Annotated in this window: 18 protein-coding genes; 8 read left to right on the forward strand and 10 right to left on the reverse strand. The window is 73.6% G+C overall.

Features of this window, described 5'->3' with window-relative positions; all coding sequences use genetic code 11:
- Positions 1-304: 304 nt before the first annotated feature.
- From ACZ4M8_RS27065 to ACZ4M8_RS27085, 5 genes are all read left to right on the forward strand, one after another.
- Positions 305-1192, forward strand: coding sequence for an FAD binding domain-containing protein (locus ACZ4M8_RS27065; RefSeq protein ID WP_467611665.1), 888 nt, complete (start codon positions 305-307; stop codon positions 1190-1192).
- Positions 1183-1788 (forward strand): (2Fe-2S)-binding protein, encoded by a 606-nt coding sequence (locus tag ACZ4M8_RS27070; RefSeq protein ID WP_467611668.1) that lies wholly within the window; start codon positions 1183-1185, stop codon positions 1786-1788. The genes ACZ4M8_RS27065 and ACZ4M8_RS27070 overlap by 10 nt, the downstream gene beginning before the upstream one ends.
- 1 nt (position 1789) lies before the next feature.
- Positions 1790-4174 carry a xanthine dehydrogenase family protein molybdopterin-binding subunit gene (locus ACZ4M8_RS27075; RefSeq protein ID WP_467611671.1) on the forward strand — a complete coding sequence of 795 codons (2385 nt, stop codon included), beginning with the start codon at positions 1790-1792 and terminating at the stop codon, positions 4172-4174.
- A gap of 162 nt (positions 4175-4336) precedes the next feature.
- Positions 4337-5794: an NCS2 family permease gene (locus ACZ4M8_RS27080; RefSeq protein WP_467611674.1), complete on the forward strand. Its 1458-nt coding sequence runs from the start codon at positions 4337-4339 to the stop codon at positions 5792-5794.
- 39 nt (positions 5795-5833) lie between these two features.
- A complete protein-coding gene (locus ACZ4M8_RS27085) occupies positions 5834-7009 on the forward strand; it encodes an XdhC family protein (protein WP_467611677.1) in 1176 nt (391 codons plus the stop codon).
- 68 nt (positions 7010-7077) lie between these two features.
- On the opposite strand, the gene ACZ4M8_RS27090 is transcribed toward ACZ4M8_RS27085, so the two are convergent.
- The 5 genes from ACZ4M8_RS27090 to ACZ4M8_RS27110 all read right to left on the reverse strand — a co-directional run bounded on the left by ACZ4M8_RS27090 (position 7078) and on the right by ACZ4M8_RS27110 (position 11858).
- On the reverse strand, positions 7078-8301 hold the full coding sequence (locus tag ACZ4M8_RS27090) for a beta-ketoacyl-[acyl-carrier-protein] synthase family protein (protein ID WP_467611680.1): 1224 nt from the start codon (positions 8299-8301) through the stop codon (positions 7078-7080).
- Positions 8298-8558 carry an acyl carrier protein gene (locus ACZ4M8_RS27095; RefSeq protein WP_467611683.1) on the reverse strand — a complete coding sequence of 87 codons (261 nt, stop codon included), beginning with the start codon at positions 8556-8558 and terminating at the stop codon, positions 8298-8300. The genes ACZ4M8_RS27090 and ACZ4M8_RS27095 overlap by 4 nt, the downstream gene beginning before the upstream one ends.
- Positions 8559-8569: 11 nt before the next feature.
- Entirely contained in the window at positions 8570-9703 is a 1134-nt protein-coding gene (locus ACZ4M8_RS27100) for an SDR family oxidoreductase (protein WP_467611686.1), read from the reverse strand.
- A gap of 652 nt (positions 9704-10355) precedes the next feature.
- Positions 10356-10910 (reverse strand): GNAT family N-acetyltransferase, encoded by a 555-nt coding sequence (locus ACZ4M8_RS27105; protein WP_467611689.1) that lies wholly within the window; start codon positions 10908-10910, stop codon positions 10356-10358.
- Between the two features lie 96 nt (positions 10911-11006).
- On the reverse strand, positions 11007-11858 hold the full coding sequence (locus tag ACZ4M8_RS27110; RefSeq protein ID WP_467611864.1) for a helix-turn-helix transcriptional regulator: 852 nt from the start codon (positions 11856-11858) through the stop codon (positions 11007-11009).
- 128 nt (positions 11859-11986) lie between these two features.
- Here ACZ4M8_RS27110 and ACZ4M8_RS27115 point away from each other — a divergent pair, with 128 nt between their 5' ends.
- Positions 11987-13684 carry an AMP-binding protein gene (locus tag ACZ4M8_RS27115; RefSeq protein ID WP_467611692.1) on the forward strand — a complete coding sequence of 566 codons (1698 nt, stop codon included), beginning with the start codon at positions 11987-11989 and terminating at the stop codon, positions 13682-13684.
- Positions 13681-15345: an AMP-binding protein gene (locus ACZ4M8_RS27120; protein WP_467611695.1), complete on the forward strand. Its 1665-nt coding sequence runs from the start codon at positions 13681-13683 to the stop codon at positions 15343-15345. The genes ACZ4M8_RS27115 and ACZ4M8_RS27120 overlap by 4 nt, the downstream gene beginning before the upstream one ends.
- A 209-nt stretch (positions 15346-15554) precedes the next feature.
- Here ACZ4M8_RS27120 and ACZ4M8_RS27125 read toward each other — a convergent pair whose 3' ends face one another.
- Positions 15555-16400: an alpha/beta fold hydrolase gene (locus ACZ4M8_RS27125; protein ID WP_467611698.1), complete on the reverse strand. Its 846-nt coding sequence runs from the start codon at positions 16398-16400 to the stop codon at positions 15555-15557.
- A 127-nt stretch (positions 16401-16527) separates the two neighbouring features.
- Between ACZ4M8_RS27125 and ACZ4M8_RS27130 the strand changes: the two genes are divergently transcribed.
- On the forward strand, positions 16528-17460 hold the full coding sequence (locus tag ACZ4M8_RS27130) for a LysR family transcriptional regulator (RefSeq protein ID WP_467611701.1): 933 nt from the start codon (positions 16528-16530) through the stop codon (positions 17458-17460).
- Between the two features lie 147 nt (positions 17461-17607).
- Here the strand turns inward: ACZ4M8_RS27130 and ACZ4M8_RS27135 are convergent, their stop codons facing one another.
- From ACZ4M8_RS27135 to ACZ4M8_RS27150, 4 genes are all read right to left on the reverse strand, one after another.
- Positions 17608-17988 carry an MmcQ/YjbR family DNA-binding protein gene (locus ACZ4M8_RS27135; protein ID WP_467611704.1) on the reverse strand — a complete coding sequence of 127 codons (381 nt, stop codon included), beginning with the start codon at positions 17986-17988 and terminating at the stop codon, positions 17608-17610.
- A 209-nt stretch (positions 17989-18197) separates the two neighbouring features.
- The gene (locus ACZ4M8_RS27140; RefSeq protein WP_467611707.1) at positions 18198-18710 is read right to left on the reverse strand and encodes a GNAT family N-acetyltransferase; all 513 of its coding nucleotides are present in this window, start codon (positions 18708-18710) and stop codon (positions 18198-18200) included.
- A gap of 60 nt (positions 18711-18770) precedes the next feature.
- A complete protein-coding gene (locus tag ACZ4M8_RS27145; RefSeq protein ID WP_467611710.1) occupies positions 18771-19496 on the reverse strand; it encodes a hypothetical protein in 726 nt (241 codons plus the stop codon).
- A gap of 537 nt (positions 19497-20033) precedes the next feature.
- Positions 20034-21506 carry a catalase gene (locus tag ACZ4M8_RS27150; RefSeq protein ID WP_467611713.1) on the reverse strand — a complete coding sequence of 491 codons (1473 nt, stop codon included), beginning with the start codon at positions 21504-21506 and terminating at the stop codon, positions 20034-20036.
- Between the last annotated feature and the right edge of the window lie 141 nt (positions 21507-21647).

Raw genomic sequence — 21647 nt, forward strand, 5'->3', positions numbered from 1 at the left:
GCCGATCTGTGCTGTGGGGTTGCCGTGACATACCGCGAGGTGTGGCGACCCCGCCTTTCGTTCGAATCTACAAGACATGCCGTGCGGCCAGCCAACCGCTTCATGGTTTCGGTGACTGCACCCCCGGGGCGGTGCCGCGTTGACTGGCAACTGACGGCATGAACAGGACATGAACAGCTCGCCGGCGGCGCGACCGGTGGTGATCCCACCGTGGGTGGCGAGCGAGAGTCTTCTGTGAGATTCCCGTACTTTGCCCTACTTCGCCCTATTCCTGTATCGCCACTATTCCCGGAAGAGAGCCGTGATGGACTTCCTTCGCCCCGCCACCTGGGAGGAGGCGCTCGCCGCAAAGGCCGCGCACCCCTCGGCGGTCCCCCTCGCGGGCGGCACGGACGTGATGGTCGAGATCAACTTCGACCACCGCCGCCCCGCGTACCTGCTCGACCTCGGACGCATCGCCGACCTGGCGGAGTGGGAGACCGGCGAGCGGACCGTACGCCTGGGGGCGTCCGTGCCGTACACGAAGATCATGGAGAATCTCCGCGCCGAGCTGCCCGCACTGGCGCTCGCCGCGCACACCGTGGCCTCCCCGCAGATCCGCAACCGCGGCGGCGTCGGCGGCAACCTCGGCACCGCCTCCCCGGCGGGCGACGCCCACCCCGCGCTGCTGGCCTCCGGCGCCGAGGTCGAGGCGGAGTCGGTACGAGGCCGCCGGATGATCCCGATCGACACCTTCTACCGCGGCGTCAAACGCAACGCCCTGGAGCCGGACGAGCTGATCCGCGCCGTCCACATCCCCCGGGCCACCGGCCCGCAGCAGTTCTCCAAGGTCGGCACCCGCAACGCCATGGTCATCGCGGTCTGCGCGTTCGGCCTGGCGCTGCACCCGCACGCCCGCACCGTCCGCACCGGCATCGGCTCCGCCGCGCCCACCCCCGTACGCGCCACGGCCGCCGAGGAGTTCCTCGCCGCGGCGCTGGCGGAGGCCGGGCTGTGGGAGTCGGGCGGTCCGCTCCCGCCGTCGCTGGTGAGGGAGTTCGGGCAGCTGGCGGCCGGTGCCTGCAACCCCATCGACGACGTCCGCGGCAGCGCCGCCTACCGCCGCCACGCGGTGGGCGTCATGGCCCGCCGCACCCTCGGCTGGACCTGGGAGTCCTACCGCGGACAGGAAAGGAGCACCCGGTGCGCGTGAACATCACCGTCAACGGCCGCCCGCAGCAGGCCGACGACGTCTGGGAGGGCGAGAGCCTGCTGTACGTACTGCGTGAGCGGCTGGGCCTGCCCGGCTCCAAGAACGCCTGTGAGCAGGGTGAATGCGGTTCCTGCACGGTCCGCCTCGACGGTGTGCCGGTCTGTTCCTGCCTGGTCGCCGCAGGCCAGGCCGAGGGCCGCGAGGTCGTCACCGTCGAGGGGCTGGCGGACTTCGCCGAGGAGCGCGCCGGACACGGCGGCGCCCCCGCGGCGGCCGGTACCCCGGGCGCCGGCGGCACCGACCCGGACGCCGCGCGCCGGTGGCAGGCGAAGCCCGCGCCCGGCGACGGCGCCCGGCTCGCCCCCGTCCAGCAGGCGTTCATCGACGCCGGGGCCGTCCAGTGCGGTTTCTGCACCCCGGGCCTGCTGGTCGCCGCCGACGAACTGCTGGAACGCACCGCCGAGCCCTCCGACGCCGACATCCGCGAGGCGCTGTCCGGCAACCTCTGCCGCTGCACCGGCTACGAGAAGATCCTCGACGCGGTCCGCCTCGCAGCCGCCCGCGCCGCCGCCCCGACCAGCGGAAAGGAGGTCTGACATGGCCCAGGTCACCCGCACCCCCACCGGACTCACCCAGGGCTCCACCGCCCCGGCGGGCATCGGCGCCTCCACGCTCCGCCCGGACGGCACGCTGAAGGTCACCGGCGAGTTCGCGTACGCCTCCGACATGTGGCACGAGGACATGCTCTGGGGCCACACCCTGCGCTCCACCGTCGCGCACGCCGAGATCGTCTCCCTCGACACCTCCGAGGCGCTGGCCACCCCCGGCGTGTACGCGGTGCTCACCTACGACGATCTGCCCACCGAGGTCAGGCACTACGGGCTGGAGGTCCAGGACACGCCGGTCCTCGCCGACGGCAAGGTCCGCCACCACGGCGAGCCGGTCGCGCTGATCGCCGCCGACCACCCGGAGACCGCCCGCCGCGCCGCCGCCAAGATCAAGGTCGAGTACGCGGAGCTGCCGGTCGTCACCGACGAGGCGTCCGCGACCGCCGAGGGCGCCCCGCTCGTCCACGCACACCGCACGGATCACCACGCCCCCCACGTCCCGCACCCGAACATCGTCCACCGCCAGCCCGTCATCCGCGGCGACGCGGACGCCGCGGCCCGGCGCGCCGATGTCGTCATCACCGGCGACTACACGTTCGGCATGCAGGACCAGGCGTTCCTCGGCCCGGAGTCCGGGCTCGCGGTGCCCGCCGAGGACGGCGGGGTGGACCTCTACGTCGCCACCCAGTGGCTCCACGCCGACCTGCGGCAGATCGCCCCCGTCCTCGGACTGCCCGAGGAGAAGGTCCGGATGACGCTCTCCGGCGTCGGCGGCGCCTTCGGCGGCCGCGAGGACCTGTCGATGCAGATCCACGGCTGTCTGCTGGCGCTCCGCACCGGCAAACCCGTCAAGATCGTCTACAACCGCTTCGAGTCCTTCTTCGGCCACGTCCACCGCCACCCCGCCAAACTCCACTACGAGCACGGCGCCACCGAGGACGGCAAGCTCACCCACGTCAAGTGCCGCATCGTCCTGGACGGCGGCGCCTACGCCTCCTCCTCCCCGGCGGTCGTCGGCAACGCCGCCTCCCTCGCCGTCGGCCCGTACGCCGTCGACGACGTGGCGATCGAGGCGCTCGCGCTCTACTCCAACAACCCGCCCTGCGGCGCGATGCGCGGCTTCGGCGCCGTCCAGGCGTGCTTCGCGTACGAGGCGCAGATGGACAAGGTGGCGGCGGCGCTCGGTATGGACCCGGTGGAGTTCCGGCGGATCAACGCCATGGAGCAGGGCACGCTGATGCCGACCGGGCAGCCCGTCGACTCCCCGGCGCCCGTCGCCGAACTGCTGCGCCGTGTCAAGGCGATGCCGCTGCCGCCGGAGCAGCAGTGGGAGACCACCGAGGGCGCCGACATCCGGGCGCTGCCCGGCGGACTGTCCAACACCACCCACGGCGAGGACGTGGTGCGCGGTGTCGGCTACGCCGTCGGCATCAAGAACGTCGGCTTCTCCGAAGGGTTCGACGACTACTCGACGGCCCGGGTGCGGCTGGAGGTGGCCGGCGGTGAACCGGTCGTCACCGTGCACACCGCGATGGCGGAGGTCGGCCAGGGCGGCGTCACCGTCCACGCGCAGATCGCCCGGACCGAACTCGGCGTCCGGCAGGTGACGATCCACCCCGCCGACACCCAGGTCGGCTCGGCCGGTTCGACCTCCGCCTCCCGGCAGACGTACATGACCGGCGGCGCGGTCAAGCACACCTGCGAGGCGGTACGGGAGAAGGTGCTCCAGCTGGGCCGGGAGCGGTTCGGGACGTACCACCCGGCGTGGGCGAGTGCCGAACTCCTGCTGGAGGGCGGCAAGGTCACCACCGACGGCGGTGAGGTGCTCGCGGACCTCGCGGACGTCCTGGGCGAGGAGGCCGTCGATCTGGAGCTGGAGTTCCGGCACCGGCCCACCGAACCGTTCGACCTGCGCACCGGCCAGGGCCGCGGCCACGTCCAGTACTCGTTCGCCGCGCACCGCGCCGTCGTCGAGGTGGACACCGCCCTCGGTCTGGTCAAGGTCGTCGAACTGGCCTGTGCGCAGGACGTCGGCAAGGCGCTCAACCCGCTGTCGGTGGTCGGCCAGATCCAGGGCGGCACCACCCAGGGCCTGGGCGTCGCCGTGATGGAGGAGATCCTCGTCGACCCGGTGACCGCGAAGGTCCGCAACCCCTCCTTCACCGACTACCTCATCCCCACCATCCTGGACACCCCGACCATCCCGGTCGACGTCCTCGAACTCGCCGACGACGCCGCCCCGTACGGGCTGCGCGGTATCGGCGAGGCCCCGACCCTCTCGTCCACCCCGGCCGTCCTCGCGGCCATCCGGGACGCGACGGGCCTGGAGCTGAACAGGACACCGGTGCGGCCCGAACACCTCACCGGCACCTGAGCCACCGGGCCGGGCGTGCGCCGCACCCCGGCCCGGTCGCCGTCCGCGCCGTGCCGGACGGCCCCCTTTCCGTCTCGGGCCGTCCCCCGGGTCGTGCAGCCGATGTTCCGTCCCGGGCCCGCCCAGGCGCGGGCTCCCTCAGCACCTTGGGAGCCAGGCACCATGACCCATCAGTCCACCCGGCCACCGACGACGGCGGACGACGCGGGCCGCGGCTCGCGTCAGCCCGCCGGACGCGCGTGGCTCGACCGGTACTTCCACCTCACCGACCGGGGGTCGACGCCCGCCCGCGAAATACGCGGCGGCCTGACGACGTTCATGGCGATGTGTTACATCCTGCTGCTCAACCCGCTGATCCTCGGCACGCCCGACGTCACGGGCCACGCGCCGCCGCACGCCGCGGTGGTCACCGCGACGGCGCTGGGCGCCGCGCTGTGCACGCTGCTGATGGGGTTCGTCGGCAAGGTGCCGCTCGCCCTCGCCGCCGGGCTGAACGTCTCGGCGGCGCTGACCACGCAGGTCGTCCCGCACCTGACGTGGCCTCAGGCGATGGGCATGTGTGTGCTCTACGGCGTGGTGATCATGCTGCTGGTGGTCACCGGCCTCCGTGAAATGATCATGAACGCGATTCCGCAGGCCCTCAAGCACGCCATCACCATGGGCATCGGCATGTTCGTCGCCCTCCTCGGACTGGTGAAGGCCGGATTCGTCGGCAAGGGCGAGGGCGGTCCGCTCACCCTCGGACTCACCGGCCACCTCTCCGGCTGGCCGGTGCTCTTCTTCTGCCTCACGTTGCTGCTGATCTTCATGCTCCAGGCCCGCAAGGTGCCCGGCGCCATCCTCATCGGCATCGTCACCGGCAGCGTCGTCTCCGTCGCCGTCACCAAGGCCGCCCATCTGACCGACAAGGACTGGCAGGGCACCGCCCCCGCCCTGCACGGCAGCGCCGTCGCCGCCCCCGACTTCGGGCTCTTCGGCCACGTCGAGTTCGGCGGCTGGCAGTCCCTGGGCGGCCTCGGCGTCGGCATGATCGTCTTCACGCTGGTGCTCGCCGGGTTCTTCGACGCGATGGCCACCATCATCGGCGTCGGCACCGAGGCGCGCCTCGCCGACGACCAGGGGCGGATGCCGGGCCTGTCCCGCGCGCTCTTCGTGGACGGCGCCGGCGGCGCGATCGGCGGGCTGACCGGCGGCTCGGGCCAGACCGTCTTCATCGAGTCGGCGAGCGGCGTCGGCGAGGGCGCCAGGACCGGCCTGTCCGCGGTGGTCACCGGCCTGCTCTTCGCCGCCTGCCTCTTCTTCACCCCGCTCACCCAGCTGGTCCCGGCGCAGGTCGCCTCGGCCGCCCTCGTCGTGATCGGCTCGATGATGATGAGCGCCGCCGCCCACGTCGACTGGAGCGACCGGGCGACGGCCGTCCCGGTGTTCCTCACCGTCGCCCTGATGCCGTTCACGTACCAGATCACCGCGGGCGTCGGCGCCGGCGTCCTGTCCTACACCGCCATCCGCGCGGCACAGGGCAGAGGACGTGAGGTCGGGGGCTTCATGTGGGCGCTGACCGTGGTCTTCGTCGTCTACTTCGCCCTCCACCCGATCGAGAACTGGCTCGGCGTCGGATAGCCTCCGCCCGCCACCCGTCCCGTCCCTGAGGAGAACGAGATGCTGGACATCGCCGACGACCTGCACCGGTGGGTCGAGCAGCGGCGCGACTTCGCGGTGGCCACCGTCGTGGCCACCCACGGCAGCGCCCCGCGCCGCCCCGGAGCCGCGCTCGCGGTCGACACCGACGGCACGGCCCTCGGCTCGGTCTCCGGCGGATGCGTGGAGGGCGCGGTCTACGAGCTGTGCCAGGAGGCGCTGGCGAGCGGCGAGACGGTCCGCGAAACCTTCGGCTACAGCGACGAGGACGCCTTCGCCGTGGGCCTGACCTGCGGCGGAACGATCGACATCCTCATCACACCGGTCCGCGCCGCCGACCGGGAGGGCGCCGGGGCCCCGGGCGGCGCGGGCCCGGCGGACACCGACGCGGTCGCCGGGGCGCTGGCCGCCGCCGCGAGCGGGCAGGCGGCGGCCCTCACCCGCGTGGTGCAGGGCCCGCCCGCCCTCCTGGGCCGCGCCCTGCTGGTACGCCCCGACGGCACCGTCACCGGCACCCTCGGCGGCCACCGCGAACTGGACCGCACCGCCGCCGCCGAGGCACGGGCGCTGCTGGAGGCGGGGCGCACCGCCACCGTCGGGATCGGCGCGGACGGCTCGCGGTGCGGGGAGCCGGTGACGCTGCTGGTGGAGAGCGCGGTGCCGGCGCCGCGGATGCTGGTCTTCGGCGCCATCGACTTCGCCGCCGCGCTGGTCAGGGTCGGCAAGTTCCTCGGCTACCACGTCACGGTCTGCGACGCCCGCCCGGTCTTCGCCACGGAAGGCCGCTTCCCCGACGCCGACGAGATCGTCGTCGACTGGCCGCACCGCTACCTCGACTCCCAGGACCTGGACGCCCGCGCGGTGCTCTGCGTCCTCACGCACGACGCCAAGTTCGACGTCCCGCTGCTGGAGCGCGCGCTGCGGCTGCCGGTGGCGTACGTCGGCGCGATGGGCTCACGCCGTACCCACCTCGACCGGCTGGCGCGGCTGCGCGACGCCGGGCTGACGGAGCTGGAACTGCACCGGCTGCGCTCCCCGATCGGCCTCGACCTCGGCGCCCGTACCCCGGAGGAGACCGCGCTCTCCATCGCCGCCGAGATCGTCGCCGACCGCCGCGGCGGCAGCGGCGTCCCCCTCACCGGCGCGCACACCCCCATCCACCGGGACCCGCCGCCGCGGATGGGTTCGGTCGCCTGACCGGATGCGCCACAACGGCCGTCGCCCCGCCTGACCGGAGGGGCGACGGCCGTTCCCGGCGGGGAGGATCAGGCGGTGGTGAACGCGGACACCGCGTTCTGACCGCCGAACCCGAACGAGTTGCTGAGGGCGGCCCGCATCCGCGTGGGGCGGGGCGCCTTGTGCACGACGTCCAGATCGATCTCCGGGTCGAGGGTGTCGAGGTTGGCGGTGGGCGGGATGGTCTGGTGCCGGAGTGTGAGGACCGTCGCCGCCGCCTCGATGCCGCCGGCGCCGCCGAGGGAGTGCCCCAGCACGCTCTTGACGGCGGTGACGGGCGGCGGCGTGCCGAACACGGTGCGCAGGGCGAGGTGTTCGGCCCGGTCGTTCAGCTCCGTCGAGGTGCCGTGCGCGTTGACGTGGTCGATGTCGGCGGGGCCGAGACCGGCGTCGTCCAGCGCCTGCCGGATCGCCTGGGCGGCGCCCCGGCCCTCCGGGTGCGGTGCCGTGACGTTGTGCGCGTCGGTGGACATCCCGCAGCCCGCCAGCCGGGCGTGGACCTTCGCCCGCCGGGCCGCCGCGTGCTCGGCGCGCTCCAGCACCAGGATCCCGGCGCCCTCCCCGAGGACGAATCCGTCCCGGTCCCGGTCGAACGGCCGGGATGCGCCCGCGGGGTCGTGGTTGCGCCCCGACAGCGTGCGCATCTGCTGGAAGCAGGCGACCGTGACCGGGGCGGTGCCCGATTCGGAGCCGCCGGCCAGCACGATGTCGCAGGTGCCGCTGCGCAGCAGGTCCCGCGCGATGCTCAGGGCCGTCGTCCCGGAGGCGCAGGCGGTGGAGACCGCCAGGCTCGGGCCGCGGATGCCGAGGTCGAGGGCGACCTCGGCGGGCACCATGTTGGGCACGCTGCGGACGACGGCGAGCGGGGATATCCGCTCGGCCCGGTCGTCGTTGAGTCGGCCGAACTCCCGGTGGTACTGCTGGAGGCTGTTGCAGCCGACGCCGAGGACGACACCGACGCGGGTCGCGTCCCACTCCTCGGTGTTCAGCCCGGCGTCCGCGACCGCCTCCCGCGCGGCGACGAGCGCGAGATGGGCATGGCTGTCCAGCCGCCAGGCGAGCGCCCGGCCGAGGACCTTGCCCGGCTCGAAACCGGGCACCCGGCAGGTGAAGTTGATGTTCAGCTTCTCCAGCCGGGGGTCGGTGGCGGCGGTCGGCCGGCCGTCCAGGAGCCCCTGCCAGGTCGCTTCGGTGCCGACGCCGGCCGGGGTGACCAGGCCCGTGCCGGTGACGGCGATCGCGTCGCGGCTCATGCCACGGCCTCGGTGTCCGCCGCGCCCGCGGTGGACCGCTCCGCGTCGAGCAGATCGGCGGCCTGGGCGAGGGTGGCGTCGGCGGTCAGGCCCTCCAGCTCTATGCCGGTCTGCTCCAGGACGACGACCTGGAGTTCGGCGAGGGTGAGCGAGTCGAGACCGAGCTCGGAGAAGGTCGCGGTGGGGGACAGCTCGTCCCGGTCCTGACCCAGTTCCTCGACGAGCATGTCGGCGAGCTTGTCGTAGGTGGTGGACATGGTGGGCTCCTTCAGGGGGTGGGGGTGAGAGCGGCGGAGGGGGCACTGCGCAGCACCGCGGAGAGATAGGCGCGGTCCGGCTCGGGGGGTTCGGGGAGGGCGTGGTCCAGGGCGTCGAGCAGCGCGGTCCGGTCGTAGGAGCGGTGCAGCTCGGTGTACGGGTGGATGCCGCCCAGCAGGTGGGTGAGTTGCCGCACACCCTCCTCGGAGGTGGGGGCGGGGGCGTCGGGCCGCAGCCGCACGTCCAGCCAGGGGCACAGGTCGCGCATCGCGGCCAGGCAGTCGGCCACCGGGGTCTCCCGCGGATGCGTGACGTGGAAGGTCTCGACGAGCCGCGTCGCGGGCCGCCGGGCGACGCGTACGGAGGCTTCCGCCGCGTACTCGACCTGGAGGAGGTTCATCCGGGCGTCGGTGCGGCCGGGGACCTCGACGCGCATCGGGTTGTCGGCGGTGGCGCCGGGGACGAGCCGGGAGGGGCCGAGCCGGGCGAGCAGCGCCAGCCGGGCGCCCACCTCGGCGAGGGGGTGCAGCGGGGCCTTGCGGGGCAGCGCCCGGTCGGTGGTGAGGACGCTGGGCCGCAGCACCGTCACGGGGTGGTGGTGGTCGTGGGCCCAGGCGCGGAGCGCCTGTTCGGCGTCGTGCTTGGACTGCTCGTAGGGGGTGCGGAAGCCGTGGCTGTCGTCGAGGTCGTCCTCCAGGACCGTCCCCTCCAGGCGCCCGCCGGCCACGTACGAGGTGCTGGTGTACAGGACGCGGGGGAGCGGTCCGGGGGCGGCGGCCGAGGCCAGTTCGAGGATGCGGCGGGTGCCTTCGGTGTTGACCCGGGTGACCTGGTCCAAGGGCGCCGCGAGGTCGATGACGGCGGCGTTGTGCCAGATCGTGTCGGCCCGGGAGGCCAGGTCGCGGTGGGTTTCGGGGCTGAGGCCGAGAAGCGGCTCGGTGACGTCGGCACGGACCAGCCGGACCCGGCTGTGCAGATCGTCGGGGAGGGGTTCGCCGGTGGCGCGCAGGGCGTCCTCCAGGCGGCGCCGGCCCGCCGCGCCGTCCTGGCGCACGAGGGCTATCACCTCGCCCGGATACCGGAGGAGTCGTATGAGCAGGTGGGAGCCGAAGAATCCGGTGGCTCCGGTCAGTACGGTCAGCACGGGGGAGCGTCCTTGGGTGGAGCCTCCTGCCGCGTGCGGGCAGGAGTTCGGAATGTGGGGAAGGGACGACCTCGCCGCCGTGGGGCGGCGGCACGCGGAGGACGGGGATCCGGGCGGGCCCGGCGCCGGGGAGGCCCGGTCAGAGAGCGGGCGGGTGGCGCCGACCGGTACGTCGCGCCGGACACCGCGGGGATGTGGCGGGGTGCGTCGGCCACCGCGCCGCGCTGGACGGCGTCCGGCCGTCACGTACGCGGGAGTTCAGGGGGATATTGGTGTGTGGGGCGGTTGTCACCGGCTGTGCGGTCGGCCTGTCGGCCGTACGGCACGGGCGGGTGTGCCGCCGCCGGAGTGGGCCGTTCCCGTGAGGTCCGGCAGGCGCTCCGCCGTGCCACGCGGCAGCGGGGAGCGCGCCGTTCACAGCCGCGACGAGAAGTAGACCCAGCAACATACGGGCGAGAGTCCTCTCGTCTCGACGGGGCGACGGACGGCCGTCACTCTAACACGCTGTAATGAAATGGCTACTAACTGTCTTATTTCTTCTCGGAATTCCCTTCCGCGAGTGTCGGCAGCCCCTGGCAAAGCGTCATGAGTCTCACGGGAAGCGGCATTTCGGGCGGGGAATCGCGGCGGGGGTCCGTCGTCCCGGACGCCGTCACCGGACCCATTCGGTGCGCAATACAGCCATCACCAGGACGTCGTGCCAGGCGCCGTCCCACCGCAGCGCCTGCCGCATCCGCCCCTCCACCGTGAAGCCGCAGCGTTCGTACGCGCGCCGGGCACGGTGGTTGTGGGCGAAGACCTCCAACTGGACGCGGTGCAGCCGGACCCGGTCGAAGGCGTGGCCCAGCAGCAGCCGGATCGCCTCGCTGCCCAGCCCGCGGTCGGTGGCCCCGTCGACCAGGAGGATGCGCAGCGTCGCGTGGGCGTTGTACGGATCGACGTCCATCAGCGCGACGTCCCCGAGGAAACGGCCGCTCTCCCGGTCCTCGACGGCGAGGTCGAGCCGCCCGGCCCGGTCGGCGGCCCCGGCGCACCACGCCTCGATCTCCTCACGGGTGAAGTCGCGGTGGCTGCCCGTCAGCCGGCGGATCTCCGGGTCCCGCGTCGCGTCCAGATAGGCGGCGGCGTGCCGGACGTCCAGCGGTACGAGCCGGATCCGGTCACCGGTCAGGGTGGGCTTCCCGTCCAGGGCGGAGGTATCGATCATGCGGGGATGATGACGGCGCCGCCCGGACCCGGCAACGGTGTTTCCCCGGCCGGGGCGGTGTCGTCCCTGGTAGGGCGGGTCCGTGGCCGCCCGCCCCTACGGCAGCAGCCCCGATCGCCGCGCCGCGATGACCGCCTGCATCCGGGAGTGCGCGCCCAGCTTCCGCATGGCCGAGCGCAGATAGCTCTTGACGGTCTCCGGGCGCAGTCCCAGGCGCCGCGCGGCCTCGGCGTTGGCGGCGCCCGCCGCGACGCACACCAGGACGTCCACCTCACGCGGTGACAGCGACGGCGGCTCGGCCGCCGCGGACGGCGCGGGCTCCCCGCCCGGCGCGAGGGCGCGGTCCGCCGGAGCGACGCGGTCCGGTGAGGCGGCGGCGAGCCGTCCGCAGGCCGTCAGCAGCTCCTGGCGCAGCAGCGGATCGGTGACCCGCTGGGCCAGCGCCCGCAGATCGCCGTGGGCCTCGCGGACCTCCTCCCAGCGCGCGGGGCCCGCGGCCGGCTGCCGCGCCGCCGCCAGCAGCCGCGCCGCCTCGTCCTGGAGCAGCAGCGCCTCCTCCAGCTCCCGCGCCGCGTCCATCACCGCCGACAGCGGGCCGTCCCCCAGCCGCACCGGGGTGCGCAGCGCGCCGTACAGGACCCCCCGCACCCGGCGCCGCACCACCACCGGCGCCGCCACCACCGACCGCAGCCCCTCGGTGGCGACCACCGCGTCGTACTCGTGGCTGATCACCGCGGAGGCGTGGTAATCGGTGACCGTGAACGGGCGGCGCAGTGCGACCGCCTTGCCGCCCACGCCGTTGCCGTGGTGGATGTCGAGGCCGCGCAGCGCGGCGGTCGCCGTACCGGCCAGGGAGTTGAGCCGGTAGCGTCCCTGACCTGCCTGTAGCCCGCCGAAGGCCACCGGCAGCCCGCTGTAGCGCCGCAGCCGCGCGAGAGCCGCCCCCAGATCCGCGGTCGTGTCCGCCCCCGGCTCGCCGTACACCCGTAACCTCCGCTTCCCCCCGTACGGGGGTGGTGAGACATGCGTCACTGATTACACGATGTCAACCAGGTGCGGGGCAATGAGGAGGACACATGTCGGACAGTACGCAGGAGGGCCGCTCGCCGGACGCGACCGAGGAGTTCCGGGCCGCCCGGGATCTGCTGGTGCGCTTCGGTGACGACTACGAGGGCGCCCGCGCGCACTTCCGCTGGCCCCGGCCCGCGCACTTCAACTGGGCGCTCGACTGGTTCGACGTCATCGCCCGCGGCAACGACCGCACCGCCTTGCACATCGTCGAGGAGGACGGCACCGAGGACCGCGTCAGCTTCGAGGAGATGCGCCGCCGCTCCGACCGCACGGCCTGCTGGCTCGCGGCCCGCGGGGTCCGCCCCGGCGACCGCATCGTGGTGATGCTCGGCAACCAGACCGAACTGTGGGAGATCGCGCTCGCCGCGATGAAGCTGCGCGCCGTGGTGATCCCCGCGACGCCGCTGCTCGGCCCCGCCGACCTCACCGACCGCATCACCCGCGGCCGGGCCCGTTTCGTCGTCGCGCGCACCGAGGACACCGCCAAGTTCGAGAAGGTGCCCGGCTCCTACACCCGGATCGCGGTCGGCGGCGCCCCCGCGGGCTGGCTGGCGTACGAGGACACCGCCGGTGCCCCGGACACCTTCCGGCCGACCGGCCCGACCCGCGCCGACGACTCGCTGATGCTGTACTTCACCTCCGGCACCACCGCCCGCCCCAAGCTCGTCGAGCACACCCACACCTCGTACCCGGTCGGGCATCTGGCGACGATGTACTGGATCGGGCTGCGCCCGGGGGATGTGCACCTGAACATCTCGTCACCCGGCTGGGCCAAGCACGCCTGGTCCAATCTCTTCGCGCCGTGGAACGCCGAGGCGACGGTCTTCATCCACAACTACACCCGCTTCGACGCGGGCCGGCTGATGGCGGAGATGGACCGCGCCGGGGTGACCAGCTTCTGCGCACCGCCGACGGTGTGGCGGATGCTCATCCAGGCCGACCTGTCGGTGCTGCGGAACCCGCCGCGGGAGATCGTCGCGGCCGGCGAACCGCTCAACCCAGAGATCATCGAGCAGGTCCGCGCCGCCTGGGGCGTGACCATCCGCGACGGCTTCGGGCAGACCGAGACCGCCGTCCAGGTCGCCAACACCCCGGGCCAGGAGGTCGTGCCGGGCTCGATGGGCCGCCCGCTGCCCGGCTACGACGTGGTGCTGCTCGACCCGGCCACCGGCGCCCCCGCCGACGAGGGCGAGATCGCGCTCGCGCTGGCCCCGGCGCCGGTCGGCCTGATGGCCTGCTACCACGGTGACCCCGAGCGCACCGCCGAGGCGATGGCCGGCGGCTACTACCGCACCGGCGACATCGGCTCCCGCGACGCCGGTGGCCGGATCACCTACGTCGGCCGCGCCGACGACGTGTTCAAGGCGTCCGACTACAAGATCTCCCCGTTCGAGCTGGAGAGCGCGCTCCTGGAGCACGAGGCGGTCGCCGAGGCGGCCGTCGTCCCGGCGCCCGATCCGCTGCGGCTCGCCGTCCCCAAGGCGTACATCGTGCTGGCCGAGGGGTGGGAGCCGGGCCCGGAGACGGCGAAGGAGCTGTTCGCGCACTCCCGCGAGGTGCTCGCCCCGTACAAGCGCATCCGGCGGCTGGAGTTCGCCGAACTGCCCAAGACCGTCTCCGGCAAGATCCGCCGTATCGAGCTGCGCGAACGCACCGCGCAGGGGGACGGCGGCGCCGAATACCGGGAGGAGAACCACCGATGACCCCACCCGCCACGGAGACCGCGGCCGCCCCGTCACCGGACGGCACGGCGCCCGCCCACGACCGTGGCGACACCGCGCGGCCGCTGATCGACCGCACCATCGGCGCCGACCTCACCCGCACCGCCGCCCGCCACGGCGACCGGGAGGCGCTGGTCGACGTCCCGTCCGGACGGCGCTGGACCTACACCGAGCTGGAGCTGGCCGTCGACGAGGTGGCGCTCGGCCTGCTCGCCCACGGCATCGGCAACGGCGACCGGGTCGGCATCTGGTCGCCCAACTGCCCCGAGTGGGTCCTCCTGCAGTACGCCACCGCCCGCATCGGCGCCGTCCTCGTCAACGTCAACCCGGCCTACCGCACCCATGAACTCGGCTACGTCCTGCGGCAGTCGGGCACCCGACTGCTGGTCGCCGCGACCGGCCACCGGACCAGCGACTACCGGGCGATGGCCGCCGAGGTGCGCGGCGACTGCCCCGCGCTGGAGACGGTGGTGCACATCGGCGACCCGGGCTGGGACGACCTGCTGGCGTCCGGCGCCGCCGTGTCCCGGGAGCGGCTGGCCGCCCGCGCCGCCGAGGTGGCCGCCGGGGACCCGGTCAACATCCAGTACACCTCCGGCACCACCGGCTTCCCCAAGGGCGCGACCCTCTCCCACCGCAACATCCTCAACAACGGCTACTGGGTGGGCGAGACCGTCGGCTACACCGAGCACGACCGGATCTGTCTGCCGGTCCCCTTCTACCACTGCTTCGGCATGGTGATGGGCAATCTCGGCGCCACCTCGCACGGCGCCTGCGTCGTCATCCCCGCCCCGTCCTTCGAGGCGGAGGCCACGCTCCGCGCCGTCCAGGACGAGCGCTGCACCTCGCTCTACGGCGTCCCGACGATGTTCATCGCCGAGCTGGAACACCCCGGCTTCGCCACGTACGACCTCTCCTCGCTCCGTACCGGGATCATGGCGGGCTCGCCGTGCCCGGAGGAGATCATGAAGCGGGTGGTCGCCGAGATGCACATGGCGGAGGTGTCCATCTGCTACGGCATGACGGAGACCTCGCCGGTCTCCACCCAGACCCGCCGCGACGACGATCTGGCGCACCGGACGGCGACGGCGGGCCGGGTGCTGCCGCACATCGAGGTCAAGATCGCCGACCCGGCGAACGGCGCGACCGTCCCGCGCGGCGCGACCGGTGAACTGTGCACCCGCGGCTACAGCGTGATGCTCGGCTACTGGGAGGACCCCGGACGCACCGCGGAGGTCATCGACGCGGAGGGCTGGATGCACACCGGCGATCTGGCGGTGATGAACGACGACGGCTACGTCCGGATCGTCGGCCGCATCAAGGACATGATCATCCGGGGCGGTGAGAACGTCTATCCGCGCGAGATCGAGGAGTTCCTGCACGGCCACCCGAAGATCTCCGACGTGCAGGTGGTCGGCGTCCCCGACGCGAAGTACGGCGAGACCGTCGCCGCCTGCGTCATCCTCCGCGACGGCGCCGAACCGCTCACCCTCGACGAGCTGACCGCGTACTGCCGCACCCGCCTCGCCCACTTCAAGATCCCGCAACGGCTGGAGCTGGTCGAGGACTTCCCCATGACGGTCAGCGGCAAGGTCCGCAAGGTGGAACTGCGGGAGAGGCTGGCGGGGGAGGGGACTCGCTGATCCTTCCGGGGTGAGACGCGCGGACGGCGGAGGCGGACGAGGCCGCGGACCGGCTCCGTGCCGGGGCGCGGATCCGCGCGACGGTGACGCCGAGCACCCGCACGGGTGCCGCGCTCAGCACGGCCGGCGGGACGAGCCGCCCGCCGCCACCGGCCGCGCGCCGGCCCCGCCCGGGTGCCGGGAACCCTTCCAGGTCCCCAGGTGCCGGCTCACGAGGCGAGGGCCGTGGCCAGCTCGTCCGGCCGGGCCGCGAACGGAGTGTGGCCGCCGGGCAGGGTGCGCACGGTGAACGGGTTGCCGGGGAAGGCCCGGTCGGCCTCCGCGATCATCAGGTCCTGCGCGGCCGGTGCCAGCGCCCGGTCCTCGGCGCAGCGCAGGAAAGTCCGTGGAACGCGCCCCCACCGCGCCGCGGTCAGGGTGACCGGAGCCGTCGGGATCGCCAGGGGCAGATCCGGGCTCAGCGCGGACCGCCACCGGTCGAAGCGGTCGGGCGGGGTGTCGTGGTAGTGAGTTTCCCGCAGTTCGTCGAGGTAGGCGGGGTCCGGCGAGAGCGGATTGATCCGTACGGCGCCCAGGGCCTCCGGGTCGCCGAGGGTGAGGTTCCGGCCCAGCGCGGTGGCGTTCTCGGGTGAGCCGAGGTAGTCGGAGAACCGCGGTCGCCCGCCCGGGACGAACGCGGACAGGTAGACGATCCGGTCCACCAGCTCGGGCGCCCGCTCCGCGGCCAGCGACGCGGGGCCGCCGCCCGCGCTGTGCGCGACGAGCACGACGGTGCGACGGCGACGCACCCGGCGCAGGACGCTCAGTACCGCCTCGGCGCAGTCGTCCATCGTCAGGGTCGCGAGCGGCGACTTCTCGGTCAGCAGGCCCGGCTGGCCGGGCAGCAGGTATCCGGTGGGCAGGGGGGCGTCGAAGCCGTGCCCCGGCAGGTCGACGGCCACGCTCGTGGCGCCCGTTCCGGCCAGCGCGCGCTGCGTCGCCGCCCACTGTCCGGAGCCGTGCCAGGCACCGTGCACGAGAACGAAGACGGTTCCGGTCGGAGAGAGGTTCTTCATGGCCCCATCCCAGACCGGAACCCCAGCGCCGTCCCCTCACAGATCTGACAAGTGACCTGGCGATATCTTCGAGGTATTACCGGCAGTCGACGGGACCGACGGAACCGACGGGGCGGAGGGGCGGGGCATGGAAGCGCGGCACCTGCGGTACGCGGTCGCTCTCGCCGAGCACGCACACTTCGGCCGGGCGGCCGGCGCGCTGGGCATCGCGCAGCCGCCGCTTTCCAAGCAGATCGCCGACCTGGAACGCGAGGTCGGGGCCCGGCTGTTCGACCGCACCCGTCAGGGGGTGTTCCCGACCGCCGCCGGTGAGGCGTTCCTCGCGCGGGCACGCCGGGCGCTCGACGAGATCGCGGCGGCCACGGCCGACGCGGGCCGGGCCGCGCGCGGTGAGACGGGGCGTCTGCGCCTCGGTTTCATCGCCTCGGCACTGCTCGACCCGCTGCCCGGCGTCCTGAGCCGGTTCGGCCGCGAACGGCCCGACGTACGACTGGAACTGCACGAGATGGCGACCGGCCGCAGCAGCCCGGCTCTCATCGCCGGGGAGCTGGACGTGGCCCTCACCCTCGGCCCGCCGCGGGGCGCCGGGGCCGAGCGTCTCGTGTCCGTCCCCGTAGGACGCGACCACATGATCGCCGTGGTGAGTACGGCGCATCCGTACGCGGGTCAACGCTCGGTGAGCGCCGGGCAGTTGCGGCGGCAGCCGCTGATCGTGTCGGCCGGTGAGGACGAGCCCGCGGTGGGCGCCGGACTGCGCACCCTGCTGGGCGCGGACTCACCGGCTCTCGGCGGCGCGACCGTCGCGAGGGATGTGCACACGATCATCGGCCTCGCCGCCTCGGGCGTGGGCGTCGGCCTGGGGCCGTCCCGTATGAGGGCGGTCCCGCATCCGGGAGTGCGGTTCTGTGACGTGACCCCGCGCACGCCCCTGCCCGATCTCGTCCTGTCCTTCGCGGCCGGCGATCACTCCCCGGTGCTGCGCGCCTTCCTCGACACCCTCCGGAAGAACTGCCCCGACGTCGGGGCCGCACTCGACGGCCGGCTCCGGTCCCCGACGTGAGGCGGGCCGGTCATCCCCACGTACGCACGTGCCGGGCCTTCGGCCGGACGTACCGCCGGTCCGGGTACGGGGCGGCTCCCGCCCGGCCCGGCCGGTGGTGTCGCCGTCGGCGGGGGCGGCCGGGGGCTGACGCCGGCCGCCGGACCGTCAGCCGCGGCGGGGCCGGTCCCGGTCGAGGCGGAGCCGCTGGGCGCGTGGCAGGCCCGCGACGACCAGGTCGTAGGAGTCCTCGATCATCTCCCGCACCAGCCGGTCGGGGAGCGCGCCGGTGAGCGTGACGGTGTTCCAGTGCCGCTTGTTGAGGTGGTAGCCGGGGACGATCTCCGGGTGGGCGGCGCGGAGCTGCGGGGCGAGTTCGGGATCGCACTTGAGGCTGACGGAGAGCGGCTCGGCCGTCAGGTTCGTCAGCGCGAAGATCTTGCCGCCGACCTTGAAGACGGAGAGATCCGGACTGCTCGGGAAGGGGAACTCCTCGCCCGCACCGTTCTGTTCCAGGCAGACGGCGCGCAGCGCCTCGGCGTCGATCATGGCGGCATTATGCCGGGCGGGGGACGGCGGCCTTCGGACCGGGCGGGGGACGGCGGCGGGGCGAGCCGGGGACGTCGCCCGCGGCCACCCGGGCCGGGGCCGTGGCGAGGGGCGCCTCCCGCTCCCGGGCCCGCTCGGACCGGACCCGACCCGCGCGGCGGGGGCACGCGCCCGCCCCGCCGCCCGCCTGCCGCCCCGGCCCGTACCGCTCAGCCGCCCGCCGTCTCCCGTCGCATGCACAGCCGGGGCCAGCGGTCGAGTCCCAGCTCCGCCTCGTGGGCGCGGATGGCGCGCAGGCCGGGCGTCAGGTCCGCGTCAGGGAGCGGGCGGAAGCCGAGCCGGGTGTAGTAGGGCGCGTTCCACGGCACGTCGCGGAAGGTCGTCAGGGTCAGCGGGCGGTCGCCGCCGTCGTGTGCGGCCCGGTCGATGAGCGCCCGGCCGATACGGCGGCGGGCGTACGCGGGCGCCACCGACACCTGCTCGATGTGGGTGGCACCGTCGACCGGCTCCCACATCAGGTAGCCGGCGGGGCCGCCGGTGTCGTCCGCGGCGTCCGCGACGAGCAGCCGCCCGGCGCGCAGACTCGCCGCGAGGACGGGGAGGGCGGGCGGTTCGTCGTCCGCCACGGCGGCCATCCCCACGTCGTGGAAGGGGGCGCCGGCGGCGCGTTCCAGGGCACGCAGGGCGGGAAGTTCGGTCTCGTGGGCCGGCCGGATGATCACCCGCGGAGTCTGCGACGGCAGGCCCCGCTCCCGCAACCGGATTCCCGGGCGCCCGCCTCCTCACCCGGGCCCCTGCGCCCCCGTCCGGATCAGTTCGTCGGCGGCGTCGTTGACCGGTTGCGGGGTGCCCGTGAGGTCCATGACGAAGAGCGGGATGTGCAGGTCGTCGGCGCGGCAGCGGGCGTCGTGGGCGTAGCCGGCGAGGGAGAAGAAGACGGCGATCGCCGAGTCCTGGAGGCCGTTGAGCCAGACGCACTCGATCTCGCGCAGCGCCGTGGACCGCGTCGTCGGGTCGACCTGCGCGACGACGCCGGTGCCGCGCAGGTCCACCCCGGACGCCGTCCGCTCCTGCGCGCGGCGGACGTCGGTGAAGCCCAGCCACTTCAGGTACTGGGCGGCGGCGGTGACGCAGTCGCGGGCGGTGCGGATGGTGACCGGCCGGAACGCCGGGCGCAGCACCTGGGGCGGGGCGGCCGGGGCGGTACCGCGGCCTGCGGGGCCGGTGCCGCGCGGCGGTGCGGGCGGGGCGGGCACCACGGGGACGCGGACGACGGTGCCGCAGACACAGCCGGACTCCGGCGCCGGCCACTCGTCCTGGCGTCCGCAGACCTCGCAGCGCACCGCCACCCAGGACCCCTGCCAGGTGCGGTGCACGATCTCGACGGGGGCGCCGCCGCGCAGCACCGGCACCGTCAGCGGCGCTCCGCACGCGCAGGGGAAGGTCGGCGGGGTGAAGGCGTTCTCGCGGCGGCACGTGGGGCACCGCACCGGCACGCTGTCGGCCATGGTCGCTCCTGGCGGTCTGTCGGCGGACGGCGGTCTCCCGGCGCCGTCCGCCTGCTGTTTTCTGCCATCGTGCCCTCGAACGGGCCGTCCGGGGGCCAATTCGCGCCGATCACCGCCGGTCGGCCGGGACATCGGGGGAGCGTGCGGTGGCCGCCGGGCCGTGACCCGGGCGCAGGGGGCGCGTACGCGGGCGCGTGCGGTGCGCCGGGCCCGGCCGCGTACGCCGCCCGGGGCCGGGCGCGCGGACGGCCCGGATCCGTGACCGTGCGGATCCGGGCCGTACGCGGGTGGTTCCCGTCCGGCGACGCGCGTTTCGGGCGCGACAGGACAGCGCGGCGCCGGACGGAGCTTCGGGGGGTGCGGGGGAAACAGGGGCGGGAGAGGCGGGCTCCGCGGTGGGGAGGGCGCACCTGCCGGGTGCGCGTGCCCACCGCACCGGGCTCCCCCAAGGCCGCGGAGCGCCGCACTTCCCCTCCGTACCGGCCGGCCACCCCTCAGCGGACCGGCCGGTACGGATGCGCGGGGAGCGACCTCCCGTCAGTCCTCGCGCAGTTCGCGGACCTTCGCCTCGACGCGCTTGCCGTACTCGGGGTCGGCGGCGTGGAAGTGGGCGAGGTTCTTCTCGATCACGTCCTCGCGGCTGACCTGCGCGAGGCCGCCCGCGATGTTGGCGATCAGGCGCTGCTTCTCCTCCTCGGACATCAGGCGGTACAACTCACCCGCCTGGAAGAAGTCGTCGTCCTTGGAGTGGGCCGGCGCCGCGTGGGTGCCGAGGTGGCCGGCCACGGCGAGCGGCGCCGCGAGCGGCCGGTCGCTCTGCACGGGGCCGCCGTACGAGTTGGGCTCGTAGTTCTTCGCGTGGCGGTCGTAGGCGTTGGTGGCCATCAGACCGTCGCGCCCGTAGTTGTCGGCGACGGTCGCCTTCGGGGCGTTGACCGGCAGCTGGGTGTGGTTGACGCCCAGGCGGTAGCGGTGCGCGTCGGCGTAGGCGAACAGGCGGCCCTGGAGCATCTTGTCGGGCGACGGGCCGATGCCGGGTACGAAGTTGTTCGGCGAGAAGGCGGACTGCTCGACCTCGGCGAAGACGTTGTCGGGGTTGCGGTCCAGCACCATGCGGCCGACCCGCTGGAGGGGGTAGTCCTTGTGCGGCCACACCTTGGTGAGGTCGAACGGGTTGAAGCGGTAGTCCGCCGCCTCGGCGACCGGCATCAGCTGTACGTACAGCGTCCAGGACGGGTACACCCCGCGCTCGATGGACTGGAGCAGATCGGTCTGGTGGCTGTTCGGGTCGGTACCGGACAGCTCGGCGCCCTGCTCGGCGCTGAGGCAGCGGATGCCCTGGTTCGTCTTGAAGTGGTACTTGACGAAGAAGGACTCGCCCTCGGCGTTCGTCCACTGGTAGGTGTGCGAGCCGTAGCCGTTCATGTGGCGGTAGGACGCGGGGATGCCGCGGTCGCCCATCAGCCAGGTGATCTGGTGGGTGGCCTCGGGGGCGTGGGCCCAGAAGTCCCAGACGTTGTCCGGCTCCTGCTTGCCGGTGAACGGGTCGCGCTTCTGCGAGTGGATGAAGTCCGGGAACTTCAGCGGGTCCTTGATGAAGAAGACCGGGGTGTTGTTGCCGACGAGGTCGTAGTTGCCCTCCTCGGTGTAGAACTTCACGGCGAAGCCGCGGGGGTCGCGGGCGGCGTCCGGACCGCCGAGGTTGTCGGCGACGGTCGAGAAGCGGATGAACAGCTCGGTGCGCTTCCCGACGGCGCTGAGGAAGTCGGCGCGGGTGAAGCCGGTGACGTCGTCGGTCACCTCGAAGTGGCCGTAGGCGCCGGAGCCCCGGGCGTGCACGACGCGCTCCGGGATGCGCTCGCGGTTGAACCGCGCGAGCTTCTCCAGCAGGTGCTGGTCCTGGAGGACGATCGGGCCGCCGACGCCGGCGGTGGAGGAGTTCTGGTTGTCGGCGACGGGGGCGCCGGACTCCGTGGTGAGAACGCGCGCGGTCGGCGTGGGCTTCGTCATGATGACCTTCCGTACGAGAGCGCGGAAGTGGGCTTCCGCATGTCGGGAGCGTAGGAACCGCCCCGACCAAACGTCAACAGTTTGTTGAAACAAGTGCGGGTAAAGAACCCCGGGTGGAGAAAGGGGTGTTCCGGACGGCGG

It is taken from the genome of Streptomyces sp. NPDC027185, from assembly GCF_055567035.1.

Bases quoted from the DNA above. Each gene is read 5' to 3' on its own strand.
- ACZ4M8_RS27065 (WP_467611665.1), top strand. From the start codon at position 305: ATGGACTTCCTTCGCCCCGCCACCTGGGAGGAGGCGCTCGCCGCAAAG.
- ACZ4M8_RS27075 (WP_467611671.1), top strand. From the start codon at position 1,790: ATGGCCCAGGTCACCCGCACCCCCACCGGACTCACCCAGGGCTCCACC.
- ACZ4M8_RS27080 (WP_467611674.1), top strand. From the start codon at position 4,337: ATGACCCATCAGTCCACCCGGCCACCGACGACGGCGGACGACGCGGGC.
- ACZ4M8_RS27085 (WP_467611677.1), top strand. From the start codon at position 5,834: ATGCTGGACATCGCCGACGACCTGCACCGGTGGGTCGAGCAGCGGCGC.
- ACZ4M8_RS27090 (WP_467611680.1), bottom strand. From the start codon at position 8,301: ATGAGCCGCGACGCGATCGCCGTCACCGGCACGGGCCTGGTCACCCCG.
- ACZ4M8_RS27095 (WP_467611683.1), bottom strand. From the start codon at position 8,558: ATGTCCACCACCTACGACAAGCTCGCCGACATGCTCGTCGAGGAACTG.
- ACZ4M8_RS27105 (WP_467611689.1), bottom strand. From the start codon at position 10,910: ATGATCGATACCTCCGCCCTGGACGGGAAGCCCACCCTGACCGGTGAC.
- ACZ4M8_RS27115 (WP_467611692.1), top strand. From the start codon at position 11,987: ATGTCGGACAGTACGCAGGAGGGCCGCTCGCCGGACGCGACCGAGGAG.
- ACZ4M8_RS27120 (WP_467611695.1), top strand. From the start codon at position 13,681: ATGACCCCACCCGCCACGGAGACCGCGGCCGCCCCGTCACCGGACGGC.
- ACZ4M8_RS27125 (WP_467611698.1), bottom strand. From the start codon at position 16,400: ATGAAGAACCTCTCTCCGACCGGAACCGTCTTCGTTCTCGTGCACGGT.
- ACZ4M8_RS27130 (WP_467611701.1), top strand. From the start codon at position 16,528: ATGGAAGCGCGGCACCTGCGGTACGCGGTCGCTCTCGCCGAGCACGCA.
- ACZ4M8_RS27135 (WP_467611704.1), bottom strand. From the start codon at position 17,988: ATGATCGACGCCGAGGCGCTGCGCGCCGTCTGCCTGGAACAGAACGGT.
- ACZ4M8_RS27145 (WP_467611710.1), bottom strand. From the start codon at position 19,496: ATGGCCGACAGCGTGCCGGTGCGGTGCCCCACGTGCCGCCGCGAGAAC.
- ACZ4M8_RS27150 (WP_467611713.1), bottom strand. From the start codon at position 21,506: ATGACGAAGCCCACGCCGACCGCGCGCGTTCTCACCACGGAGTCCGGC.